Source organism: Pseudoduganella lutea (assembly GCF_004209755.1).
Classification (GTDB): Bacteria; Pseudomonadota; Gammaproteobacteria; order Burkholderiales; family Burkholderiaceae_D; genus Rugamonas; species Rugamonas lutea.
Genome location: NZ_CP035913.1, coordinates 1,258,856 through 1,281,668 on the forward strand (window position 1 = coordinate 1,258,856; position 22,813 = coordinate 1,281,668).

At 64.2% G+C, this 22,813-nt stretch carries 20 protein-coding genes; 11 read left to right on the plus strand and 9 right to left on the minus strand.

Features of this window, described 5'->3' with window-relative positions; translation table 11 throughout:
• The first annotated feature begins 31 nt into the window (after positions 1-31).
• From EWM63_RS05325 to EWM63_RS05365, 9 genes are all read left to right on the plus strand, one after another.
• Positions 32-1,723 carry a nitrite/sulfite reductase gene (locus EWM63_RS05325; RefSeq protein WP_130185604.1) on the plus strand — a complete coding sequence of 564 codons (1,692 nt, stop codon included), beginning with the start codon at positions 32-34 and terminating at the stop codon, positions 1,721-1,723.
• Positions 1,716-2,267 (plus strand): DUF934 domain-containing protein, encoded by a 552-nt coding sequence (locus tag EWM63_RS05330; protein ID WP_130185605.1) that lies wholly within the window; start codon positions 1,716-1,718, stop codon positions 2,265-2,267. Before EWM63_RS05325 ends, EWM63_RS05330 begins: the two co-directional genes overlap by 8 nt.
• 19 nt (positions 2,268-2,286) lie before the next feature.
• Positions 2,287-3,003 (plus strand): phosphoadenylyl-sulfate reductase, encoded by a 717-nt coding sequence (locus tag EWM63_RS05335; protein WP_130185606.1) that lies wholly within the window; start codon positions 2,287-2,289, stop codon positions 3,001-3,003.
• Positions 3,004-3,029: 26 nt separating this feature from the next.
• Positions 3,030-3,971 (plus strand): sulfate adenylyltransferase subunit CysD, encoded by a 942-nt coding sequence (gene cysD / locus EWM63_RS05340; RefSeq protein WP_130185607.1) that lies wholly within the window; start codon positions 3,030-3,032, stop codon positions 3,969-3,971.
• Positions 3,971-5,290, plus strand: coding sequence for a sulfate adenylyltransferase subunit 1 (locus EWM63_RS05345; protein WP_130185608.1), 1,320 nt, complete (start codon positions 3,971-3,973; stop codon positions 5,288-5,290). Before cysD ends, EWM63_RS05345 begins: the two co-directional genes overlap by 1 nt.
• Positions 5,291-5,407: 117 nt before the next feature.
• On the plus strand, positions 5,408-6,127 hold the full coding sequence (gene cobA, locus EWM63_RS05350; RefSeq protein WP_130185609.1) for a uroporphyrinogen-III C-methyltransferase: 720 nt from the start codon (positions 5,408-5,410) through the stop codon (positions 6,125-6,127).
• Between the two features lie 113 nt (positions 6,128-6,240).
• Positions 6,241-6,732 carry a DUF6328 family protein gene (locus EWM63_RS05355; RefSeq protein WP_130185610.1) on the plus strand — a complete coding sequence of 164 codons (492 nt, stop codon included), beginning with the start codon at positions 6,241-6,243 and terminating at the stop codon, positions 6,730-6,732.
• A gap of 96 nt (positions 6,733-6,828) precedes the next feature.
• The gene (locus tag EWM63_RS05360) at positions 6,829-7,575 is read left to right on the plus strand and encodes a hypothetical protein (RefSeq protein WP_130185611.1); all 747 of its coding nucleotides are present in this window, start codon (positions 6,829-6,831) and stop codon (positions 7,573-7,575) included.
• The gene (locus tag EWM63_RS05365) at positions 7,575-8,327 is read left to right on the plus strand and encodes a hypothetical protein (RefSeq protein WP_130185612.1); all 753 of its coding nucleotides are present in this window, start codon (positions 7,575-7,577) and stop codon (positions 8,325-8,327) included. The genes EWM63_RS05360 and EWM63_RS05365 overlap by 1 nt, the downstream gene beginning before the upstream one ends.
• 3 nt (positions 8,328-8,330) lie before the next feature.
• On the opposite strand, the gene EWM63_RS05370 is transcribed toward EWM63_RS05365, so the two are convergent.
• From EWM63_RS05370 to lptF, 4 genes are read right to left on the minus strand one after another with little or no spacing between them, the layout of a single operon-like run.
• A complete protein-coding gene (locus EWM63_RS05370) occupies positions 8,331-9,086 on the minus strand; it encodes a carbon-nitrogen hydrolase family protein (RefSeq protein WP_130185613.1) in 756 nt (251 codons plus the stop codon).
• Positions 9,076-9,456 carry a sirohydrochlorin chelatase gene (locus tag EWM63_RS05375; RefSeq protein ID WP_130185614.1) on the minus strand — a complete coding sequence of 127 codons (381 nt, stop codon included), beginning with the start codon at positions 9,454-9,456 and terminating at the stop codon, positions 9,076-9,078. The genes EWM63_RS05370 and EWM63_RS05375 overlap by 11 nt, the downstream gene beginning before the upstream one ends.
• Positions 9,457-9,458: 2 nt before the next feature.
• Entirely contained in the window at positions 9,459-10,622 is a 1,164-nt protein-coding gene (lptG, locus tag EWM63_RS05380) for an LPS export ABC transporter permease LptG (RefSeq protein ID WP_130185615.1), read from the minus strand.
• Positions 10,619-11,737, minus strand: a complete 1,119-nt coding sequence (lptF, locus tag EWM63_RS05385; RefSeq protein ID WP_130185616.1) for an LPS export ABC transporter permease LptF — start codon at positions 11,735-11,737, stop codon at positions 10,619-10,621. Before lptF ends, lptG begins: the two co-directional genes overlap by 4 nt.
• Positions 11,738-11,926: 189 nt before the next feature.
• Between lptF and EWM63_RS05390 the strand changes: the two genes are divergently transcribed.
• A complete protein-coding gene (locus tag EWM63_RS05390; RefSeq protein ID WP_130185617.1) occupies positions 11,927-13,420 on the plus strand; it encodes a leucyl aminopeptidase in 1,494 nt (497 codons plus the stop codon).
• A 274-nt stretch (positions 13,421-13,694) separates the two neighbouring features.
• Here EWM63_RS05390 and EWM63_RS32005 read toward each other — a convergent pair whose 3' ends face one another.
• Positions 13,695-14,360, minus strand: coding sequence for a hypothetical protein (locus EWM63_RS32005; protein ID WP_207221247.1), 666 nt, complete (start codon positions 14,358-14,360; stop codon positions 13,695-13,697).
• A gap of 7 nt (positions 14,361-14,367) precedes the next feature.
• Positions 14,368-14,757, minus strand: coding sequence for a phiTE_015 family protein (locus EWM63_RS05400; RefSeq protein WP_130185618.1), 390 nt, complete (start codon positions 14,755-14,757; stop codon positions 14,368-14,370).
• A gap of 411 nt (positions 14,758-15,168) precedes the next feature.
• Between EWM63_RS05400 and EWM63_RS05405 the strand changes: the two genes are divergently transcribed.
• Positions 15,169-15,933, plus strand: coding sequence for an exodeoxyribonuclease III (locus EWM63_RS05405; RefSeq protein ID WP_130185619.1), 765 nt, complete (start codon positions 15,169-15,171; stop codon positions 15,931-15,933).
• Here the strand turns inward: EWM63_RS05405 and EWM63_RS05410 are convergent.
• The 3 genes from EWM63_RS05410 to acnD form a co-directional block, all read right to left on the minus strand.
• Positions 15,903-18,848: a bifunctional diguanylate cyclase/phosphodiesterase gene (locus EWM63_RS05410; protein ID WP_130185620.1), complete on the minus strand. Its 2,946-nt coding sequence runs from the start codon at positions 18,846-18,848 to the stop codon at positions 15,903-15,905. The genes EWM63_RS05405 and EWM63_RS05410 overlap by 31 nt on opposite strands.
• A 157-nt stretch (positions 18,849-19,005) precedes the next feature.
• The gene (gene prpF, locus EWM63_RS05415; protein ID WP_130190199.1) at positions 19,006-20,193 is read right to left on the minus strand and encodes a 2-methylaconitate cis-trans isomerase PrpF; all 1,188 of its coding nucleotides are present in this window, start codon (positions 20,191-20,193) and stop codon (positions 19,006-19,008) included.
• Positions 20,193-22,805 carry a Fe/S-dependent 2-methylisocitrate dehydratase AcnD gene (gene acnD, locus EWM63_RS05420; RefSeq protein ID WP_130190200.1) on the minus strand — a complete coding sequence of 871 codons (2,613 nt, stop codon included), beginning with the start codon at positions 22,803-22,805 and terminating at the stop codon, positions 20,193-20,195. The genes prpF and acnD overlap by 1 nt, the downstream gene beginning before the upstream one ends.
• Between the last annotated feature and the right edge of the window lie 8 nt (positions 22,806-22,813).

Sequence of the window (22,813 nt, forward strand, 5' to 3'; positions counted from 1 at the left end):
AGCTCCACGCTTTGCGACTATAGGAACGCCAATGTACCAATACGATCAATACGACCATCTCATCGTGCGAGAACGCATCGCGCAGTACCGCGACCAGGTGCAGCGCCGGCTGTCCGGTGAGTTGACCGAAGAAGAATTCCTGCCGCTGCGCCTGCAGAACGGCCTGTACATGCAGCGTCATGCCTACATGCTGCGGATTGCCGTGCCCTATGGCCTGCTGTCGTCCGCGCAGATGCGCATGTTTGCCCATATCGCCCGCAAGTACGACCGCGGCTATGGCCACTTCACCACGCGCCAGAACATCCAGTTCAACTGGATCGAGCTGGAGCAGACGCCGGATATCCTGGCCGACCTCGCATCCGTCGAGATGCATGCGATCCAGACGTCGGGCAACTGCATCCGCAACGTGACCTCGGACGAATTCGCCGGCGTAGCCGCCGACGAGATCATCGATCCGCGCCCGTACGCCGAAGTGCTGCGCCAGTGGTCCACGTTCCACCCCGAATTCATCGCCCTGCCGCGCAAGTTCAAGGTGGCGATCAACGGCGCCCTGGAAGACCGCGCTGCGATCGCGATCCATGACATCGGCCTGACCGTGGTGAAGAACGACGCCGGCGAGATCGGCTTCAAGGTGATGGTCGGCGGCGGCATGGGCCGCACCCCGATCATCGGCACCACGATCCGCGAATTCCTGCCGCGTGAACACCTGCTGACGTACACGGAAGCGATCATGCGCGTGTACAACCAGTACGGCCGCCGCGACAACAAGTACAAGGCGCGCATCAAGATCCTGCTGAAAGCGATCGGCGCCGAGGAATTCGCGCGCCAGGTCGAAGAGGAATGGGCGGACCTGAAAGGCACCGAGGAAACGCTGACGCTGGAGGAAATGGAGCGCGTGATCGCCTACTTCCAGCCGCACCCCTACGAGCAGCTGGAAGCGATCGACCCGCGTGCCGGCCACGAAGACAACAAGGCTTTTGCCAACTGGCTGAGCCGCAATGTCAAACCGCACAAGCAGGCCGGCTACGCGGCCGTGATCCTGTCGCTGAAGAAAACCGGCGTGCCGCCGGGCGACGCAACCGCGGAACAGATGGACTTCATGGCCGAACTGGCCGACCGCTACAGCTTCGGCGAATTGCGTGTGACGCACGAGCAGAACATCGTGCTGGCGGACGTGAAGCAATCGCAGCTGTTCGACCTGTGGAAGGAAATCAAGGCGCATGGCCTGGCCACGCCGAACATCGGCCTGCTCACGGACATCATCTGCTGCCCGGGCGGCGACTTCTGCTCGCTGGCCAACGCGAAATCGATCCCGATCTCGGCGGCCATCGCGGAACGCTTCGACCACCTCGATTTCCTGCACGACATCGGCGACATCGAACTGAACATCAGCGGCTGCATCAACGCCTGCGGCCACCACCACGTGGGCAATATCGGTGTGCTGGGCGTCGACAAGGATGGCAGCGAATGGTATCAAGTGTCGATCGGCGGTGCGCAGGGCAACGCGACCGCGATCGGCAAGATCATCGGCCCGTCGTTCTCCGCGCACCAGATGCCGGAAGTGATCGACCGCCTGCTGCAGGTCTACCTGCGTGAACGCACGCCCGACGAGAAATTCGTCGACACCGTGCAGCGCCTGGGCATCGCCCCGTTCAAGGAACATGTTTATGCAACGCCCATCAACGAACCGGGCCGCCTGGTAGGAGAAGACGAATATGCCTAATCAGATTATCAAGGGTCAAGAGATCGTCAACGACGACTGGACCGTGCTGCGCCTCGAAGAAGGCCAGGAACCTGCCACTGTGGAAATCGCTGCAGGGAAGGTCATCGTGCCTTTGACAGTGTGGCAGGCGCAGAAGGAAGCGCTGGCCGCCCGCGCTGAAATCGGCGTGTGGCTGCAGTCCGACGAGCGTCCCGAAGAGCTGAAGGGCGAACTGGACAAATTCTCGGTCGTGGCCGTGAACTTCCCGAAGTTCACCGATGGCCGCGGCTACTCGATCGCCTACAACCTGCGCATGCGCCTCGGCTACACCGGCGAGCTGCGCGCGATCGGCGACGTGCTGCGCGACCAGCTGTTCCAGATGAAGCGCACCGGCTTCGATGCGTATGCACCGCGCCCGGACCGCAGCATCGAGGATGCGCTGAAAGGCCTGACCGTGTTTTCCGAAACCTACCAGGCATCGGTCGACGACAAGTTGCCGCTGTTCCGCCGCCATGCCCGCACGGCCGGCGCGCGCGAGCACAACGATGTCGGCGCCGGCATCTGAGGCGGTCAAAGGAAACCACATGAGCAAGCTCGATTCTCTCGTCGCGTCCACCAGGCAGACCCTGGAGCTGATCGCACGCGAGTACACGCCAGCCGTGTTCGCATCCAGCCTCGCCGCCGAGGACATGGTGCTGACGGACCTGATCCTGAAAGCGAAACTGCCAATCGGCATCTTCTCGCTGGAAACGGGCCGCCTGCACAAGGAAACGCTGGCAATGCTGGACCGCGTGAAGGACCACTATGGCTACGACATCGCGCTGTACCGTCCGCAGCCGGAAGCGGTGGAACAGTACGTGGCGCAGAACGGCCTGAACGCTTTCTATGACAGCGTGGACATGCGCAAGGAATGCTGCCGCATCCGCAAGGTCGAGCCGCTCGGCCGCGCGCTTGCCGGCAACAAGGCCTGGATCACGGGCCAGCGCCGCGCGCAGTCGAACACCCGGGGCTCGCTGCAGGTGCACGAGGACGATCCCGGCCACCTGATGGACAAGTTCAACCCGCTGGCCGACTGGTCCGAGGAAGACGTGTGGGAATACCTGCGCGCCAACGACGTGCCGACCAATGCCTTGCACGACCAGGGTTTCCCGTCGATCGGCTGCGAGCCGTGCACCCGCGCGATCCAGCCGGGCGAGGATGTCCGTGCCGGCCGCTGGTGGTGGGAAAACCCCGAATCGAAGGAATGCGGGCTGCACGTCGTTGACGGCAAGCTCATTCGGATCAAATCCGTGGCAGCATAAATACTGGCCACAACAAGAGAAGACACATGAACGCACTGGCAGAAAATAAGATCACCGGGCTGGAGGACGTGAACTCGCGTCACCTGGACACCCTCGAATCGGAAGCGATCCACATCCTGCGCGAAGTGGCCGCGGAATGCTCCAACCCCGCGCTGCTGTTCTCCGGCGGCAAAGACTCGGTGGTCCTGCTGCGCCTTGCCGAAAAGGCTTTCCGCCCCGGCAAATTCCCGTTCCCGCTCGTGCACGTGGATACCGGCCACAATTTCCCGGAAGTGATCGAATTCCGCGACCGCCGCGTGGCCGAACTGGGCGAACGCCTGATCGTCGGTTCCGTCGAAGAGTCGATCCGCAAGGGCACCGTGCGCCTGCGTAATCCGGCAACGGATTCGCGCAATGCCGCGCAAGCCGTCACGCTGCTGGAAACGATCGCCGAACACGGCTTCGACGCCTGCATCGGCGGTGCCCGTCGCGACGAGGAAAAGGCCCGCGCCAAGGAACGCATCTTCTCGTTCCGCGACGAATTCGGCCAGTGGGATCCCAAGGCGCAGCGCCCGGAACTGTGGGACCTGTATAACACCCGCGTGCACCCGGGCGAGAACATGCGCGTGTTCCCGATCTCGAACTGGACGGAACTGGACGTGTGGCAGTACATCGCCCGCGAAAAGCTGGCCCTGCCATCGATCTACTTCGCGCATGAACGCCAGGTCATTCCACGCAACGGCCTGCTGGTGCCGCTGACGGACATCACGCCGCCGCGCGAAGGCGAAACGGTGGAAACGCAGGTGGTGCGCTTCCGCACCGTGGGCGACATCTCGTGCACCTGCCCCGTATCGTCCGATGCGGCCGATGTCGATGCGATCATCGCCGAGACGGCCGTCACCCAGGTCACCGAACGGGGCGCGACGCGGATGGACGACCAGACCTCCGAAGCCTCGATGGAAAAACGCAAGAAAGCCGGATACTTCTGATGAACGCCATGACCAAAGAACAAATTAGCCAATCGCCGGACGCGGCATCGTCCCTGCTGCGCTTCATCACCGCCGGTTCCGTCGACGATGGCAAGAGCACCCTGATCGGCCGCCTGCTGTTCGACAGCAAGGGCATCTTCGCCGACCAGCTGGCGGCCGTCTCGCGCGCCAAGCACAAGCGCACCGTGGGCGATACGATCGACCTGTCGCTGCTGACCGATGGCCTGGAAGCGGAGCGTGAACAGGGCATCACGATCGACGTGGCCTACCGCTATTTCGCCACGCCGAAGCGCAAGTTCATCATCGCCGACACCCCGGGCCACGAGCAGTACACCCGCAACATGGTGACCGGCGCGTCGACCGCCGATGCGGTGATCATCCTGATCGACGTGTCGAAGGTGAAGTTGCGCGAAGATGGCGGCGTGGACCTGCTGATCCAGACCAAGCGCCACTCGACGATCGCGCACCTGCTGCAGATCGAGCACGTGGTGGTGGCCGTCAACAAGATGGACCTGGTGAACTATGACCAGGAAGTGTACGACCGCATCGTCAAGGCCTACGCCGAGTTCGCGCAGACGCTGGGCCTGAAGGACATCACGCCGATCCCGCTGTCGGCGCTGACCGGCGACAACGTGGTCGACAAGAGCGCCAACATGGCCTGGTACGAAGGGCCGACGCTCATCGAGCTGCTCGAATCGCTGTCCGTATACGACGAATCGCACGCATCGCCATTCCGCTTCCCGGTGCAGCTGGTGGCGCGCCACAATGGCCATGAAGCCAACGACTTCCGCGGCTACATGGGCCGCATCGAAGCCGGCAAGGTCAGCGTGGGCGACAAGCTGGTGGTGCAGCCTTCGGGCCATAGCGCCACGGTGAAGGAGATCGTCACGTTCGACGGCGTGCTGGAGTCGGCGACCGCCGGCCAGTCGGTGACGATCGTGCTGAACGAGTACGTGGACGTGTCGCGCGGCGACGTGCTGGCATCCGCCGAACAACCGGCCACGCTGCTCAAGCAGGTCAACGCGGACGTGTGCTGGCTGTCCGAAGAGCCGCTGGACCTGCGCCGCAAGTACTGGCTGAAGCACGGTACCAAGCAGACCGCCGCGAAGATCACAAAGATCGACTCGATCCTTGACATCAACACGCAGCAGCGTCACGATGCCGAGGCGCTGAAGCTGAACGACGTGGCCCGCATCGGCCTGACCGTACAGCAGCCGCTGGCCGCCGATGCCTATGCCGACATCCGCGCGACGGGCGCCTTCATACTGATCGATGAAGTCACGCACCAGACCGTGGCAGCCGGCATGATCAGGCTGTAATTCGCGGCCTTGATCCGCGGCGTCGATCCGCAACATGATCTGCGCCGCGGTGAACAAGCATCACCTGGGCAGTACATAGCAGCTTCGATCCTTCACCAGCCAGCACGGGAGTCAGGTTTGCCAGCAGTCGGAAAAGTTTATTTGGTGGGTGCCGGTCCCGGTGCCGCGGACCTGATCACGGTGCGCGGCGCCCGCCTGCTGGCCGAAGCGGAAGTGGTGCTGTACGACGCGCTGGTTACGCCGGAAATGCTGGCACTCTGCCCGCAGGCCGACCTGGTGTCGGTCGGCAAGCGCGCCGGCCAGCGTTCGGCGGCGCAGGAATTCATCAACCAGCAGCTGATCGAAAGCGCCCGCAAATATGCGCGCGTGGTGCGCCTGAAAGGTGGCGACCCGATGCTGTTCGGCCGCGCCGACGAGGAATTGACGGCGCTCGAAGCGGAAGGCATCGAAGTCGAAGTGGTGCCGGGCATTACCACGGCCGTTGCCGCGGCGGCGGCGGCCAAGCAGCCGCTGACGAAACGGGGCGTGGCCCGCAGCGTGGCCTTCTTCACGTCGAGCACGGCGCCGGACCAGGACGACCTGTCCGGCATCCCGTCGACCGACACGCTGGTGCAGTACATGGGTGGCCGCGAAGCCATCGCCACCGCCCAGCGCCTGCTGCAGCAGGGCCGCCGTCCCGATACGCCGGTGCTGGTGCTGGAAAACGTGAGCCGCCCCGATCAGCGCATCGAGCGCATCACGCTGGACAAGCTGGCGCACGGCCTCGGTTCGCCGCACGGCCCCGTGCTGGTCATGGTTGGCGACGCGATGGAAGCCCGACCGCTGCAGTCACGCTGATACCGCTACCGCACTGCGCTATCGCGCTGTGCTATCGCGCCGTCACATTACTGCTGGGTAGCGGGCGCCCTGCCCGCGGGGTTCTCCCTATAATGGGAAAAAAGCCCCACGATATGAAAGTCGACCCCCAACAGCCCAACAAGGGCAACGTCCCCGACGACGCCGACCTGCCCGAAGACGGCGACTTCTCCGACATGCTGAGCGAGATGCGCATCGTGCTGCCCGGTGCGCAAACGCTGGCCGCCTTCCTGATCATCCTGCCGTTCAACGGCGGGTTCCGGAATATCGTTCAGTCGGAAAAATACGTGTTCCTCGCCACGCTGTTCTTTGCGCTTTCGAGCCTGATCCTGCTGTCGGGCCCTGCGGTGCAGCATCGCGTGATGCGGCCATTGATGAATCGCGAACGCTTCAAGCGGTATGCGACGCGGCAGATCGTGGCCGGCTCGGTGGCCCTTGGCATCGCGCTCGTGCTGGGCACCAATCTCGTGGTGTCCGAAGTGTTCGGCCACCGGATTGGCCTGGCCGTGGCTGTCGCAATCGGCATCATTGTCAGCTCGGTCTGGTGGCTGCTGCCGCTCTGGCTCAAGAATAAAAAGCGTCTCTAGCGCAGGTTCTGCTTGCCAGGCGGCTCGCATGCGGTTCATGCTGCGCTATGCACCACACTGCTAAAATACCGCCTTTTGCACAGATCGGGAGGCAGCATGGGACAAGCACACGACGTACTGGAACGGGCGCGCGCAGCGCGGCTGGAAGGCCGGTACGAGGATGCGCTGCGCGACCACCTGTGGTTCCATGAAAACGCGCTGGCCGTCGAGCCGGGTCTGGCGGGCGTGCGCCTGTCGTTCGCGCTGCGCGACTGGATCTACCTTGCCGAGCAGTTTCCCCTGGCACGCCGCGCGCTGCAGGGCCTGCGCGACCGCGATACGGCCCGCATGCTGACCGGTGGTGAATCGCGCGACCTGTTCCGCGACATCGTCGCCATCAACAGCGCACTGGGCGAAGAGCGGGCCACGCAAGACCTGTTCGTGCGCCTCGATATCCAGTCGCCCGAACTGGCGGTGCAGTGTGCCGACTTCGCGCTGCCGGCCCTCGTGGCCGCCGAGGATTTCATGCTGGCGCGGCGTTACCTGGGCGACCCGGCCGCGCGCGTGCAGGCGCTGGCCGCCAACCTTAACGCCTACACGGGAGAACTGGTGAAGACAGGCGGCACGTCGTCCGCGCCCGCCCTGCTCTCGTTCGTGCTGAACTACGCGAAGGAAGTGCGCCTCGTGGTCGAGGTGCTGCGGCGCCAGGATGAAGAGGAACTCGCGGAACAGGTATCGCGGATGGCGCTGGATGAGTTGAAATCCGATGCGCTGCGCGATGCCGTCGAGCGGGAGTTCGAAACGCCGGGCGTCACGATCAAGGCCATGGTGGCGCATGCCCGCGCCAACGTGACGGAGCATTGATGGACGCCGTGCGGCTGGCGATCGCACGACGCGAAGCAGGTGATTTCGATGGCGCGCTGGCCATCCTGCGCGGCATTGCCGATGACCTGCGCCGCAACGATCCCGCACTGCCGCCACTGCCGTTCATCGTGATGTTCGAGTGGAGCGTGCTGATGGAGCTCCATCCTCCGGCACGCGATGCGCTGGTGGCGCTGCGCGACGAGCATGTGCAGCGTCTGTTGCACGGCGACGTCGACAGTGCCCACCAGGAATTCGACGGCAGCCCGCATTCCCGGTTCTGGGACATCGCGTGGTTCAACGACACGCTGAAGGATTGGCGTTCGAACCATGAACTGTTCGTTCACCTCGAACAGACCGCCCCCGAAGTGGCGCGGCGCTATGCATGGCGCGCGTTGCCCGCCATCGTGGCCCAGGGCGACTTTGCCCTTGGCGCACGCTACATGCCCGATCCGCTGGAAGAATTGGTCGGCCTGAATGGCGCCGCCACGTTCCGGCCACTCTTCCCGCCTGGCAGGCAGGCGCCCCTGCTGTCGGCGCTGCTGTCCGGCTATTGCCGTGATGTCGGGTTACGCTGCGCCATACTCACGGGCCTGGGCCGGGAAGCCGAGGCACTGGCCTTCAGGGCGCAGGCACTGGCCGGCATCACGTCCGCCAGCCTGCGTGACATGGCCGAGCGGGAACTCGCGCATCCGGGTTCGATGGGCCAGCTGATGGGCGAACACGAGGCAAGGAAACCGCCACCGTTCGACTGAACATCAGGCGGGCGTATCGATCATGCGCGCGTGCCACCCGGCGCCATCCCGTCGAGCCAGCAGCAGGCACTCACCGCTGCCCGGCGCGGCGATGACGGCAGTGCCATTCTCATCCCACAGTGCACTGCGCCCTGCACTGGCCCAGCCGCCTGTCGGCCCGCCGTGGTTTGCCATTGCTACCGGCATCCGGTATTCGCGCGCGTAAGCACGCAGCAGCGCGGCATCGTTCTCATAACCATGTTCCGACACCAGCATGCTGGCGGCATACAGGTGCGCGCCCCAGCGCGATGCCGCAGCGGGGTGCTCCGCGTGCGCGACATCGGCGCAGACCGCCAGCGCGACACTCGCACCGTCCAGTTGCAAAGCCGGGCCGCCATCCCCCGCCGCAAACGCGGCGTCCTCACCCGGGTGCAGGTGCTGCTTCGTGTACACCTTCACGGTGCCATCCGGCAGGAACGACAGCGCGGCGATACGCGGCGGGCCGGCCGACTTCAGCGGTGCGCCCGTCACGAGCACGATGCCGTACCGCATCGCGGCTTCGCGCAGCGGCGTCAATCGCGCATCGTCGACGTTCAGCGCAAGCCCGGCCGCCAGCGCCGGTTCGTAGCCCGTCAACGCCAGTTCGGGAAACAGCACGAGGCGCGCGCCCTCGTCCGCCGCGGCTTGTGCCAGTGCGACGTGCCGGGCGACGTTGACATCAATATCGCCCTTGGCGACGACCGTCTGGGCAATCGCAAAGGGGCCGATATCAACGGCCATCGGCCAGCGCACCGATGCAGTAATCGGCAATCGCCTGCAGCACGGCGGCATTCTCGCCTGCCGCCTCGGCGACGCGTACTGCCAGTTGCGGATGCTCGGCGCGCAACTCGTCGATCATCAGCGGCAGGTCGCGCAGGACATGGCCGCCCTGGCCCAGGAATACCGGCACCACGGTCAGGTCGGTGATGCCTTGCGCCACCAGTTCAGTGGCCCGTTCCGGCAAGCGCGGCGACATCAGCTCCAGGAAGGCCAGCGACACATCGGCATCGGGCTGGCGCGCGGCCACCAGGTCGCGCAGCCGCTCGAATGGCGCGGCCCAGCTGGCGGCACGGGCGCCATGGGCAAACAGGATCAGTGCTCGTTTTGTCATATCTAGTGTCGCTCCACCCAGTAAAGTGCCCCCACCGCGAGGGCCAGGAAAATCAGGCTCGGCATCACCGCGATCACGTACGCCGGCAGCGTGGACAAGGCGCCCACATGCGAGAACAGCGTGTTCACGAGCAGGAAGCTTACGCCGATCATGATGCCGATGAAGATCTTCAGGCTCACGCCGCCGCTGCGTGTATGCAGGTAGCCGAACGGCAGCGCCAGCGCCATCAGCACGAAGATCGCCAGCGGATCGATCAGCTTTTTCCAGAACGCGATCTTGAAGCGCTCCGTCTGCTGGCGGTTTTCCTGCAGGTGACGCGTGTAGACGGCCAGTTCGTTGGCAGACATGCGTTCCGGATCCGAGGCGGCCACGGAAAGAATCTTCGGCGTGATCTCGGAAACGAGGTCCTTGGTCGCATGCTTGCGCGTTTCGATCGCGCTGGTCTCCTGCGCGAAGTTGTTTTGCGCCGTGGCCTCGCCCTTCAGCAATGCCGGATTCGTGAAGTGGTTTTCCGTCACGTCCTGCAGGCGCCACACGTTATTGCCCTGGTAGGTGCCGCTTTTCGCCACCGTCAGCGTGCGCAGGCGGTAGCTGTTGTCGAATTCATAGAGCTTCACGTCGACCAGGCTGCTGTCCGGGCGCACCTGGCGCACGTTGAAGAACCGCGAGCCTTGCACGGTCCCGGTCAGGCCTTCGCTCTTGACGATGTCCTTCGTCCACAGGCCGGAGCGGAATTCGGAAGATACCGTGGTGCCGCGGCCCGTCAGGTGCAGGCGCTCGGCCATCAGCGCCGTGCGCGGGGCGATCAGCTCGCCGAAGATGAACGTGAGGACGACAAAGAGGATGCCGGTCTTGAACAGCATCCAGCCGGCCATCCGCGTCGACATGCCGGCGGCGCGCATGATCGTGAACTCGGATGACGATGCGAACTGCGCCATCGTGTAGATCGTGCCGATCAGTGCGGCGACCGGCATCACTTCGTACACGTGCTGCGGGATCATCACCAGTACATACAGCAGCGCATCCTTGAGCGAGTAGCCATTGCGGCCCACGGACGACAGCTCATTGGTCAGGTCCATGAACGCGGTCAGGCCCAGGAATGCCAGCAGCACCATCACGACGGCCTTCGTGATGGAAACGGTGAAGTAGCGTTGCAGGACACTCATGCCGCCCCCTTGCCGCGCTTGCGCGCCGCGAGCAGGGCCTGCGGATGCCAGCGGCTGTTCACGTTCAGGCGCCACAGGAACAGCAGCACCACCGTCAGCAGCGCCGCCACGTGCAGCGGCCACCATCCCATCGTGAAGCTGAACCTGCCTTGCTCGACGCCTTTCCTGAACAGTTCTGTCATGTTGTAGTAGGTGAAGAAGATCAGGATCGCGATGATGAGGTTCGTCGAACTGCCGGCACGGGGATTGACGAAGCCGAGCGGAATCGCCAGCAGCATCAGCACCAGGCAGGTGATCGGCGCGGAAATGCGCCACAACAGTTCCGCACGGGCCTGGTTGGTGGGGATCTTGACCAGCGTCGTCGTCGGGACGGCATTCATCTTCTGGATCGTCTCGAGCTTCGTGGCCTGCTGCGCCACGCGCATCTTGTAGCTGTCGAATTCCATTGTCTGGAAGTCCGCCTGGCCAGGCTCGCCCTGGTAACGGCGGCCATTCTTCAGCACCAGGTAGCGCTGGCCGTTATCGCCCGTTTCGATCACGCCTTCCTTGGCGACGATGACCGAGGTGCCGCGCGCATCGATCTGGTTGACGAAGACGTTCTGCACCGACGACGTTTCGCCGGACGTGCCTTCGACGAAGAAGATGCGGTTGGTGGAACCGGATTCCTTGAACTGGCCGGGCGACACCTTCTGCAGGTCTTCGCGCTTGGCGAAGCGTTCCACGTATTCCGCATACTGCTGCTTGGCCCAGGGGCCCGCATAGAACGCGAGTACCGCGGTGACCACGATGATCGGCGCGCCGAACGTGAGCACGGGCCGGATCCATGCGGTCAGGCTCTGGCCGGACGCGAACCACACCACCATTTCGGAATCGCGATAGGTTCGGGTGACCACCAGCAGGACGGCGATGAAACTGGTCAGCGCCAGGATCAGCGGCAGGTAGTTCAGCGACGTGAACGCGATCAGGGCGATGACGTCGGACGATGCGACCTTGCCGCCGGCGGCCTGGCCAAGGATCCTGATCAGGGTCCACGTGAGGATGATGGTGAACAGCACCATGAAGGTAGCCCCGGCGGAGCTGAGCAGCTCACGCCTGAGGGCGCGTTGAAAAATCATTCGAAGCTTATAATTCGATAAGTGAGGTTATGTGACCGGCGCATTTGTGCGGCTCGTTCGGGCCGTCAAGTGCGCGGCTCATGCAGCCGGCTCCTGCCGCCGAATCACGTAACTGGGTTAAGCTACCGCGCCTTGGCGTTCGTCCACGAGACGAACGGACAAACTAACGCGCACCTACGGAGAACAAAAATGGACTTTAGCATAAAAGCATTCGACACCAAGAACACCATCGCGTCGGCCAAGACCGGCTGTGTCGCAGTGGGCGTATACGAAAACAGGAAGCTTTCGCAGGACGCCCAGGCGCTCGACACCGCCGGGCACATCACGCAAGCGCTGAAGTCCGGCGACATCACCGGCAAACCCGGCTCCACCCTGCTGCTGCGCGGACTGGCTGGCGTGGCGGCCGAGCGCGTGCTGCTGGTTGGACTGGGCAATGCGGACGGCGTGACCGAGAAAGCGTTCACGAGCGGCGTACAAGCCGCGCTGAAGGTGTTTGCCACGCTGGGCGCGGCGGATGCCATTATCGCACTGCCGCTGGCCGAACTGAAAGAGCGCGACGTGAACTGGGCGATCCGCGCCGTGGTCGTGGCCGCGCGCGAAAGCATCTATCGCACCGACGCGCAAAAGTCGAAGAAGGACCCGGCCCCCGCCGGCGTGAAGAAGATCGCGCTGGCAGTGGTGAACAACGCAGGCACCAAGCTGGCACTGGCGCAGGCGATCGCCGTGGCCAACGGCATGCAGTTGACGAAAGACCTGGCCAACCTGTCGGCCAACATCTGCACGCCAACCTACCTGGCCGAGACGGCCAAGAGCCTGGGCAAGGAATTCAAGTTCAACGTCGAGGTCCTCGAGCGCAAGCAGCTCGAGGCGCTGAAGATGGGCAGCTTCCTGTCCGTGACGAACGGCAGCGAGCAGCCGCCAAAGTTCATCGTCATGAAGCACATGGGCGGCAAGCCGAAGGATGCGCCGGTGGTACTGGTCGGCAAGGGCATCACGTTCGACACGGGCGGCATCTCGATCAAGCCGGGCCCCGGCATGGATGAAATGAAGTACGACATGGGCGGCGCCGCTTCGGTGCTGGGCACGTTCCGGGCGATCGGCGAGATGAACCTGAAGCTGAATGTGATCGGCATCGTGCCGGCGTGCGAGAACATGCCTTCCGGCCGCGCCACGAAGCCGGGCGACATTGTCACGTCGATGAACGGCCTGACGATCGAAGTGCTGAACACGGACGCCGAAGGCCGCCTGATCCTGTGCGACGCGCTGACCTATGCCGAGCGCTTCAACCCGGCCGCCGTGATTGACGTGGCCACGCTGACCGGCGCGTGCATCGTGGCGCTGGGCCACCACCACAGCGGCCTGTTCACGCGCGACGACGACGAGCACAACGCGCTGGCCGAGGAAATCGCCGCGGCCGGCCGTGCGACCGGCGATACCGTGTGGCGCCTGCCGATCGGCGAGCAGTACAACGATCAGCTCAAGTCGAATTTTGCCGACCTGGCCAATATCGGCTCGCCGGGCGGCGCCTCGTGCACCGCCGCCGCCTTCCTGGAAAACTTCACGCGCAAGTATCCGTGGGCGCACGTGGACATTGCCGGTACCGCCTGGAAATCCGGCGCCGCCAAGGGCGCGACGGGCCGGCCGGTACCGCTGCTGACGAATTTCCTGATTAACAGGGTTTGAAGCGACAATAAGGTTTGAAGCAACAACAGCGCTTGAGGCAAGAACACGGTTTGAGGCAACGATAGGGCCCGAAGCAATGATAGGGCTCGAAGCATCGATACGGTTCAAAGCAATCAGGGCCTGAAGCAGAGCGCCTTACAGATGAACGCCGCCAGGGGTAACCCGGGCGGCGTTTTAATTCATCTGGCAAATGCGTGTCAGGCCTTCGCCGCTCATCATCCAGCTGACGTCGCCCCGGCGATGCCGCGCCACGGTGAATGCGCCGTGCGGACAGTCAGTAAATGGTGGAGCCGCCGGGCGGCTGTGGTGGCTGCGGCGGTGGTGCGGGTGGCTTGGGATCCGGTTTCGGCTCGGGTTTCGGCTTGGGCGGGGGCGCGGCCGGCGGTGCAGGCGGCGGCGGGGCAACGCGCTTGAGCAGCACGGTCAAGGTGCTGGGATAGTCGAAGCCGGCGCCGGTCTGGCGGTCGACGAACTGGCCGGTGCCGGCCGTGAGCAGGATATTGCCCCAGCGCGAGCTGTTCTGCTTTGGACTGATCTGGTCGTAGACGTACACGTCATTGAGCCGGCAATCGACGGTCAGCGGCTGCGTGCTTTTCCGCACGCGAACGCGGCCGGGCGACGTGACGAACCATCGCCCGATGTCGTTGCTTAACACGCAGCCGATCCCGGCCACCTGCTGGTGGTCGAGCACGGTTTGCACCATCACATACTGTTCGGTCGATTCGGTCAGCGTGGCACAACCCGCCAGTGCCGCGACGAGCGCGGAACCGGGCAGTAAGCTGCCAGCGGCTGCTGACACGGACACGAGCAGCAGGCGCAAGCGCGCGTGCCACGGCAACCGTGGGGGTTGCCGTGCAAACGGCTCGCGCGGCCCGGCCGAGACCACCCCGGCACCGTGCTTGCGCACCATGCCGGTCAACGTGGTCTGCCGAGTTGGCATCGAGCGGTCAGTCGCCGTTCTTGCCGGCCTGCTGCTTCTGCTTCAGCCCCTGGATGACATGCATGATGTCGTCCATTGCCGTGTTGTCCTTGCTTTTCAGTGCCGAGAAAGCATCCAGCACTTCGTTCAGCACCTGGTTGCGCACCTCCGCTTCATCCGAGGCAATCACTTGCGGCCGGGTTGCAGTTGCAGTGGCGGTTGCGGTGCGGGCGCTGCCCTTGTCGACAGAATCCTTGGCGGCCTTGCGACCGCCGGGAGTCTTGCCGTGTTCCAGCGCTGCTTGCCAGATCAGCCAGCGGCGCTGCGTTTCATACACCAGATATTCTTCTGGCTTGTCTTCGCGGCGACGGACGATGTGCCCGTCCTTCTGAGCCCATGTTTCGAATGCAGATCGCATTTTCTTCCTTTACAAATGCTTTGCACGTTTAACCAAAGTTTCTCAATAGTACCACCCATTGACGCAAGACAACACTCAAGATGTAGCAATTTGCAGTGTCAAAGCGCCAAAAAGCTTGTCGAACCAAGCCGGGCGGAAGCCGTTCGATGACGAACAAACTCCAGTATATTGCCCTTTTACGGCTTCGCTAAGCGAATTTTAGTACTATTTTGATAACTGTGAGGCAAAAACAGCAATAATTTTTCAAAGTGGTCGCATTTTGCAACGAAGTTGCGTCTGAGAGTAGTCTTATTGTCTTCAATTGCTGACGCAGCGCAATTGAACTTCCGTACATTGTATTAGGTTTTTGCAACTCGTGGAGTACTCATTGCGGTAATATGCCGCCCAAAATGAATCACCGCAAGGAATACTATGCAACTCGTCACATGGAACGTCAATTCCCTGAATGTCCGTCTGCCTCATCTTTTGCAATGGCTGGCAGAAAATCCGGTCGACATAATCTGCATACAGGAAACGAAGCTTACTGATGAAAAATTCCCGGTCGCGGCAATTGAAGCGGCCGGATATGCGGTCGAATTTTCAGGGCAAAAGACTTATAACGGCGTCGCCATCCTGTCGCGCCTGCCAATGACCGATATCGTCCGCAACAATCCGCTGTATCCGGACGAACAGCAGCGTATCCTCGCCGCGACGATCGGCGGCGTGCGGGTCGTTTGCGCTTATGTACCGAACGGCCAGGCCGTCGATTCCGACAAATACGTGTACAAGCTGGGCTGGATGGCGGCATTGCGCGACTGGCTGGCGAGTGAACTGGCGCGCAACCCGAACCTTGCCGTGCTGGGCGACTACAACGTGGCGCCGGAAGACCGCGACGTGCACGATCCCGCTGCCTGGGAAGGGGAAGTGCATGTATCGCCGCGGGAGCGTGCGGCGTTCCAGGCATTGCTCGATGTGGGCCTGACCGATGCCTACCGGCTTTTCGCGCAACCGGAAAAGGCATACAGCTGGTGGGATTACCGGATGCTGCGCTTCCAGAAGAACCAGGGCTTGCGGATCGACCACATCCTGCTGTCGGCACCGCTGGCGGCGCGCTGCACCGGCTGCACGATCGACCGCGCGCCACGCAAATGGCAACAGCCCTCCGATCACACGCCCGTGATCGCCACCCTGGACTGAACGCAGTCCAGGCGTTCCAGCAGGTTGCCCGCGTTCGCGCGCGGCACCGGCTGCGAGAACAGGTAGCCCTGGGCAAACTGGCAACCCTGCTGCTGCAGCAGGGCGTAATGCCCTTCCGTTTCGACGCCTTCCGCCACCACCGACAGTTGCAGGCTGTCCGACAAGGCGATGATCGCCGCCACGATCGCCCTGTCCTCGGCGCTCTTTTCAAGGTCCTTGATGAATGCGCGGTCGATCTTGATCTTCTTGACCGGGAAGCGTTTCAGGTAAGCGAGGCTCGAGTAGCCGGTACCGAAATCGTCGATCGACAGGCGAATGCCCATCGCGTTGATCTGGCCGAGAATATCGAGCGTCTGCTCGCCGTGCTGCATCAGCGCGGTTTCCGTGATCTCGAATTCCAGCAATGCCGGATCGATGCCCGTTTCATCGAGGATGCGGCGGATCGCCGGCATCAGGCCCCTGTGCATGAACTGGCGCGGCGACAGGTTCACGGCCAGCGGCACCGGCTGCAGGCCCTGCCGCTTCCATTCCATGCTTTGCTCGCACGCGCGCCGGATGACCCATTCGCCGACCGGCACGATCAGGCCATTTTCTTCGAGGATGGGAATGAACTTGTCGGGACCTACCAGGCCACTGCCCGGCCGGCGCCAGCGCAGCAGCACTTCCAGCGAATGCAGGCGGCGCGAGCCGATGTCGATGATCGGCTGGAAATGCAGCTCGAACTGGTCCTGCGCCAGCGCGCTGCGCAGGCTGCTTTCCAGCTCGAAGAACGTCGCCGCCGAATTCATCTTTTGCGTGAAGAACTGGTAATTGTTGCGGCCGGCCGCCTTGGCGTGGTACATCGCCGCGTCGGCATGGCGCATCAGGGTTTCCACGTCCTGCCCGTCGTCCGGGCAGATGCAGATGCCGATCGACGGCGTGATATGCAGTGTATGCCCGTCAAGCGGGAATGGCGGCGCCAGCGCGTCGATGATCTTTTCGGCCACCTGGGCCGCTTCCTCGCTGTCGCGGATATGCGGCGCGAGCACCACGAATTCGTCGCCGCCCAGCCGCGCCACCGTATCGCTGGCACGCACCGCCCGGCACAGCCGGCCCGCCACTTCCTTCAGCAGCGCGTCACCGGTCAGGTGGCCCAGTGAATCGTTGATGGTCTTGAACCGGTCCAGGTCGAGGAACATCACGGCCAGCGAGCGCCCGGTGCGCTGCGCATTGAGCACGGCGCGCTCGACACGGTCTGTCAGCAGCGCGCGGTTCGGCAGGCCGGTCAGGCTGTCGTGGTACGCCATATGGTGCACCCTTGCCTCGGCCTGCCGGCGCTCGACGATCTCGCCCTGCAGCATCGTGTTCGCGCCGGCCAGTTCGGCGGTACGCTCCAGCACGCGGATCTCCAGCTCGTCGCGCGCGCGGCGCACCGAGTCCGCCGCCTGGCGCAACGATTCCTCCGCGGCCTTGTGCTCCGTGCGGTCCTCGGCGATCCAGATCGTGCCCTGCTCCGGCGCATCGGGATTGACCACATAGGCGATCAGCTGGGCCCAGAACGTGCTGCCATCCTTGCGCCGCAGTTCGATCTCGGTCTGGAACGGCCGGGCAGCGGCCAGCAGCGGGCCGGCCTGCGCGCTGAGCGCCTCGTAGGCGGCCACCGAAGGATAGAGCGCCTCGCATGACATGCCGTTCGCCTCTTCGCTGCCGTAGCGGAACATCTCGGCAAAGCCGCGATTGTGGCGCGTGATCGTGCGCTCGCGCGTGAACAGTATGCTGATCGACGCATTGTTCATCAACGCTTCGGATTCCATCTGGTTCTGCCGCGACAGCGTCACGTCTTCCAGGATCCAGATCGTGCCGCCGTCGTTTTGCTCCTGGTCCACCGCCTTGGCCCGCACGCGGCACCAGAACAGCGAACCATCCTTGCGCTGGAAGCGGAATTCCTTCTTTTCAAATGGCCGGCCGTGGGCCAGCAGGGGGCCGGCCTCGGCGCCGAACTCGCGATACACCTGCTCCGACGGGAACACGGCGCCCGCATGCATGCCGATCATCTCGTCCGGCGCATACCCGAACATCGCGGCAATGCGTGGATTGCAGCTCAACATGTGCTGGTTCTTCGTGAACAGGATACCCACCGATGCGTTATCGAGGATCGCCTTCTGTTCCAGCAGTATCTTGCGGGTGGCTTCGCTGGCGGCGCGCTGCTCGCTGATGTCTTCGACGATCCACACCATGCCCGCCTGCCGGTCGGAAGGGTCGACCGCGCGGCCATGCGCGCGGCACCAGAACAGCGCGCCGTCGCCCCGCTTCATCGGCGTTTCCAGCGTGACCGATTGGCCCTCGTGCAACACCGGCATCCAGCGTTCGCGCATCGTGTCGAATTGCTCGACATCCGGGTACAGCATCAGGCTCGGCTTGCCTTCCATCTCGTGGCGGGCATAGCCGAACATTTCCGCCGCGCGCATATTGCATTCCTGGACATGGTCGTGCTTGCTGAAGATGATGCCGACCGCGGCGTTCTCCAGGATCGCGCGCTGTTCCAGCAAGGCCTTGCGCAGCGCCTGCTGGTCGCGCTGGACGGCGCCGATGTCGTGCAACAGGATCGTGGCACCGCGCCGCCCCAGCGCGGCGGGAAACGGCTTGACCGTGACTTGCACGGCCACGTACCGCCCCGCGGCGGCGATCACGCAGCTGTCCCACGCGGCCGTATCGCCACCGGCCAGCGCCGCTTCGAGTGCCGCGCAGCCGTCGCCGCGCATGTGCCGCGCAAACAGGTCCACCATGGCCATCCCGCGCGGATCGCGCGCCAGCAGTGCATCGAACTCCGCGTTCGATGCCACCACGATGCCGCCGCCATCGCAGGCGCAGGCCGGCATGCCGATCAGCTGTAGTGCGTCGGTGACGGGGTCGGCAATGGCGGGAGCATCGTTCATGGCATATTGTCACGCAAGAATAGCTGCCATACGGCAACTCGGCTTCAAATCATAAACCAGCCGCTCCGCAATAGCCATGCGCAATGCAAGAAGCCCTGCAATGCCGGGCTTCGATACAACAGTTGGTTACCCCATTGCCTTCGATGCAAGCGCGGCGTTATGGTTGAAGTGGCACGCGCACATGGCCTTCCATCAACACGCGCGCACTGCGGCTCATGACCGCTTTCGTCACGAGCCACTGGCCATCCGCTTCGAGCGCTTCGGCGCCCACGCGCAGCGTGCCGGACGGGTGACCGAACGTCACCGCCGTGCGCACGCCGCCACCAGCGGCAAGGTTGACCAGCGTGCCCGGAATCGCCGCAGCCGTACCGATCGCCACGGCGGCGGTGCCCATCATCGCGTGGTGCAGCTTGCCCATCGACAGTGCGCGCACCAGCAGGTCGACCTCCCCGGCGTGCACGGTCTTGCCCGACGAAGCGCCATAGGTGGCCGGCGGCGCCACGAACGCCACCTTCGGCGTGTGCTGCCGCCTTGCCGCCTCGTCCACGTGCGCGATCAACCCCATGCGCACCGCACCGTGGGCCCGGATCGTTTCAAACATCGCCAGCGCTTTCGCATCGCCATTGATGGCTTCCTGCAGCTCGCTGCCGGTATAGCCGATGCTGGCCGCGTCGACAAAGATCGTGGGGATGCCGGCGTTGATCATCGTCGCGCGCAGCGTGCCCACGCCGGGCACGTCGAGATCGTCGACCACGCGGCCGGTCGGGAACATCGCGCCGCCGGCACCCTCCTCGTCGGCCGCCGGGTCCATGAATTCGAGCTGCACCTCGGCGGCGAGGAACGTCACCCCGTCGAGCTCGAAGTCGCCCGTCTCCTGCACTTCGCCGTTCGTTACCGGCACGTGGGCGATGATCGTCTTGCCGATATTGGCTTGCCAGATGCGCACCACGGCCAGGCCGTTGCGCGGCACGCGGGCCGGGTCGACCATGCCGTTGGCGATGGCGAACGGTCCCACGGCGGCCGACAGGTTGCCGCAATTGCCGCTCCAGTCGACGAACGGCTTGTCGATCGACACCTGGCCGAACAGGTAATCGACATCGTGGTCCGGCCGCGTGCTCCGCGACAGCAGCACCGTCTTGCTGGTGCTCGACGTGGCGCCGCCCATGCCGTCGATCTGTTTGCCATACGGATCGGGGCTGCCGATCACGCGCAGGAGCAGCGCGTCGCGCGCCGGCCCCGGCACGCGCGCCGCCTCGGGCAAGTCTTCGACCTTGAAGAATACGCCCTTGCTGGTGCCGCCGCGCATATAGGTTGCGGCGATCCTCGTTTGTGGTGGCGGCGTCATCATGCCGCCTCGCTATTGGCAGGCACGCTGGTGGCAGCGAGGAAATCCTGGGCAAAGCGCTGCAGCACGCCGCCCGCTTCGTAGATCGCCACTTCTTCCGCCGTGTCGAGGCGGCACTGCACCGGCACCGTGACGTTCTCCCCATTGCTTCGATGGATGACCAGCGTCAGCGTGGCGCGTGGCTTGCGCTCGCCCACCACGTCGAACGTTTCCGTACCGTCGATGCCGAGCGTGAGCCGGTTGATGCCGCCGGTGAACTCGAGCGGCAGCACGCCCATGCCGACGAGATTCGTGCGGTGGATGCGCTCGAAGCCTTCGGCCACGATCGCTTCCACGCCCGCCAGCCGCACGCCTTTCGCGGCCCAGTCGCGCGACGAACCCTGGCCATAGTCGGCGCCGGCGATCACGACCAGCGGCTGCCGGCGCGCCATGTAAGTTTCGATCGCTTCCCACATGCGCGTGACCGTGCCTTCCGGTTCGATGCGCGCCAGCGAGCCCGCCCTGACCTGGCCGTCGGCCACGACCATCTCGTTCTTCAAGGTGGGATTTGCGAACGTGGCGCGTTGCGCGGTCAGGTGGTCGCCGCGGTGCGTCGCGTACGAGTTGAAGTCCTCTTCCGGCAGGCCCATCTTCGCCAGGTATTCGCCGGCCGCGCTGTCGGCCAGGATCGCATTCGACGGCGACAGGTGATCCGTCGTGATGTTGTCGCCGAGGACTGCCAGCGGCCGCATGCCGGTCAGCGTGCGTTCGCCGGCCAGCGCGCCCTCCCAGTAAGGCGGGCGGCGAATATACGTGCTTTGCGGCCGCCACTCATACAGCGGACTGACGCTGCCGACCGCCGCTTCCTGCCGTGCGAACATGGGAATGTAGACCTTGCGGAAGTGCTCCGGCTTCACGCTGGCCGCCACGATGGCATCGATCTCCTCGTCGCTCGGCCACAGGTCCTGCAAGGTGACGGGATTGCCCTGGTCGTCATGACCCAGTGCATCCTTCTCGATGTCGAAGCGGATCGTACCGGCGATCGCATACGCCACCACCAGCGGTGGCGAAGCCAGGAAGGCCTGCTGCGCGTAGGGGTGGATACGGCCGTCGAAGTTGCGGTTGCCGGACAAAACCGCCGTCGCATACAGGTTGCGTTCGACGATCTCCTGCTGGATGACCGGGTCGAGCGCGCCGGACATGCCATTGCACGACGTGCAGGCATAGGCGACGACGCCGAAGCCCAGCTGCTCGAGCTCCGGCAGGAGCCCGGCCTCTTCCAGGTACAGGGTGACGGCTTTCGATCCCGGCGCCAGCGAGCTCTTGACCCACGGTTTGCGCAACAGGCCGTACCGGTTGGCATTGCGAGCCAGCAGGCCGGCGGCGATCATGTTGCGCGGGTTGTTCGTGTTGGTGCAGCTGGTGATCGCGGCGATGATCACGGCGCCGTCGGGCATGCGGCCCGGCTCGTTCTCGACGACGCCGGCGATGCCGCGGGCGGCCAGTTCGGACGTCGGCACGCGTTTGTGGGGGTTCGACGGGCCGGCGATGTTGCGCACCACCGTGCCCAGGTCGAAGCGCAGCACGCGTTCGTATTCGGCATTCACGAGGCTGTCGGCCCACAGGCCCGCATGCCGCGCATACAGTTCGACCAGCGCCACCTGGTCATCCTCGCGACCGGTCAGGCGCAAATATTTGATGGTTTGCTCGTCGATGGAGAACATCGCGGCGGTGGCGCCGAATTCCGGCGCCATGTTGGCGATGGTGGCGCGGTCGCCCAGCGTCAGCGCGGCCGTGCCCTCGCCATGGAACTCGAGCCAGGCCGACACCACTTTTTCCTTGCGCAGGAATTCGGTCAGCGCCAGCACGATGTCGGTGGCGGTGATGCCCTCCCGTGGCCGCCCCGTCAGCTCGACGCCGACGATGTCCGGCAGGCGCATCCATGAAGCACGGCCCAGCATCACGGTTTCCGCTTCCAGCCCGCCGACGCCGACCGCGATTACGCCTAGCGCATCGACCATCGGCGTGTGCGAATCCGTGCCGACCAGCGTATCCGGATAGGCGACGCCATCGCTCACCTGCACGACCGGCGACATGCGCTCCAGGTTGATCTGGTGCAGGATGCCGTTCCCCGGCGGGATCACGTCGACGTTGCGGAATGCCCGCTTGGTCCATTCGATGAAATGAAAACGGTCTTCATTGCGGCGATCCTCGATGGCGCGATTCTTTGCAAACGCATCGGGGTCGAAGCCGCCGCATTCGACCGCCAGCGAATGGTCGACCACGAGCTGCGTGGGCACCACGGGATTGACGAGCGCCGGGTCGCCGCCCTGCTCCGCGATGGCATCGCGCAGCCCGGCCAGGTCGACCAGCGCGGTCTGGCCGAGGATGTCGTGGCACACGACCCGTGCCGGGAACCACGGAAAGTCCAGGTCGCTCTTGCGGTAGACGAGCTGCTGCAGCGACGCGGTCAGCTGCGTGGCGTCGCAGCGGCGGCACAGGTTCTCGGCCAGCACGCGCGACGTGTACGGCAGCTTGTCATAGGCGCCCGCTTCGATCGCTTCAACGGCGGCGCGCGCATCGAAGTAATCCAGGCTCGTACCGGGAAGATTCTTCCGGTACGCGGTGTTCATTGGCGTAG

Excerpts from the sequence above, each read along its gene's own strand:
- EWM63_RS05325 (WP_130185604.1), top strand. The coding sequence starts at position 32 with ATGTACCAATACGATCAATACGACCATCTCATCGTGCGAGAACGCATC.
- EWM63_RS05330 (WP_130185605.1), top strand. The coding sequence starts at position 1,716 with ATGCCTAATCAGATTATCAAGGGTCAAGAGATCGTCAACGACGACTGG.
- EWM63_RS05335 (WP_130185606.1), top strand. The coding sequence starts at position 2,287 with ATGAGCAAGCTCGATTCTCTCGTCGCGTCCACCAGGCAGACCCTGGAG.
- cysD (WP_130185607.1), top strand. The coding sequence starts at position 3,030 with ATGAACGCACTGGCAGAAAATAAGATCACCGGGCTGGAGGACGTGAAC.
- EWM63_RS05345 (WP_130185608.1), top strand. The coding sequence starts at position 3,971 with ATGAACGCCATGACCAAAGAACAAATTAGCCAATCGCCGGACGCGGCA.
- EWM63_RS05355 (WP_130185610.1), top strand. The coding sequence starts at position 6,241 with ATGAAAGTCGACCCCCAACAGCCCAACAAGGGCAACGTCCCCGACGAC.
- EWM63_RS05360 (WP_130185611.1), top strand. The coding sequence starts at position 6,829 with ATGGGACAAGCACACGACGTACTGGAACGGGCGCGCGCAGCGCGGCTG.
- EWM63_RS05365 (WP_130185612.1), top strand. The coding sequence starts at position 7,575 with ATGGACGCCGTGCGGCTGGCGATCGCACGACGCGAAGCAGGTGATTTC.
- EWM63_RS05370 (WP_130185613.1), bottom strand. The coding sequence starts at position 9,086 with ATGGCCGTTGATATCGGCCCCTTTGCGATTGCCCAGACGGTCGTCGCC.
- EWM63_RS05375 (WP_130185614.1), bottom strand. The coding sequence starts at position 9,456 with ATGACAAAACGAGCACTGATCCTGTTTGCCCATGGCGCCCGTGCCGCC.
- lptG (WP_130185615.1), bottom strand. The coding sequence starts at position 10,622 with ATGAGTGTCCTGCAACGCTACTTCACCGTTTCCATCACGAAGGCCGTC.
- lptF (WP_130185616.1), bottom strand. The coding sequence starts at position 11,737 with ATGATTTTTCAACGCGCCCTCAGGCGTGAGCTGCTCAGCTCCGCCGGG.
- EWM63_RS05390 (WP_130185617.1), top strand. The coding sequence starts at position 11,927 with ATGGACTTTAGCATAAAAGCATTCGACACCAAGAACACCATCGCGTCG.
- EWM63_RS32005 (WP_207221247.1), bottom strand. The coding sequence starts at position 14,360 with ATGCCAACTCGGCAGACCACGTTGACCGGCATGGTGCGCAAGCACGGT.
- EWM63_RS05400 (WP_130185618.1), bottom strand. The coding sequence starts at position 14,757 with ATGCGATCTGCATTCGAAACATGGGCTCAGAAGGACGGGCACATCGTC.
- EWM63_RS05405 (WP_130185619.1), top strand. The coding sequence starts at position 15,169 with ATGCAACTCGTCACATGGAACGTCAATTCCCTGAATGTCCGTCTGCCT.
- EWM63_RS05410 (WP_130185620.1), bottom strand. The coding sequence starts at position 18,848 with ATGAACGATGCTCCCGCCATTGCCGACCCCGTCACCGACGCACTACAG.
- prpF (WP_130190199.1), bottom strand. The coding sequence starts at position 20,193 with ATGACGCCGCCACCACAAACGAGGATCGCCGCAACCTATATGCGCGGC.
- acnD (WP_130190200.1), bottom strand. The coding sequence starts at position 22,805 with ATGAACACCGCGTACCGGAAGAATCTTCCCGGTACGAGCCTGGATTAC.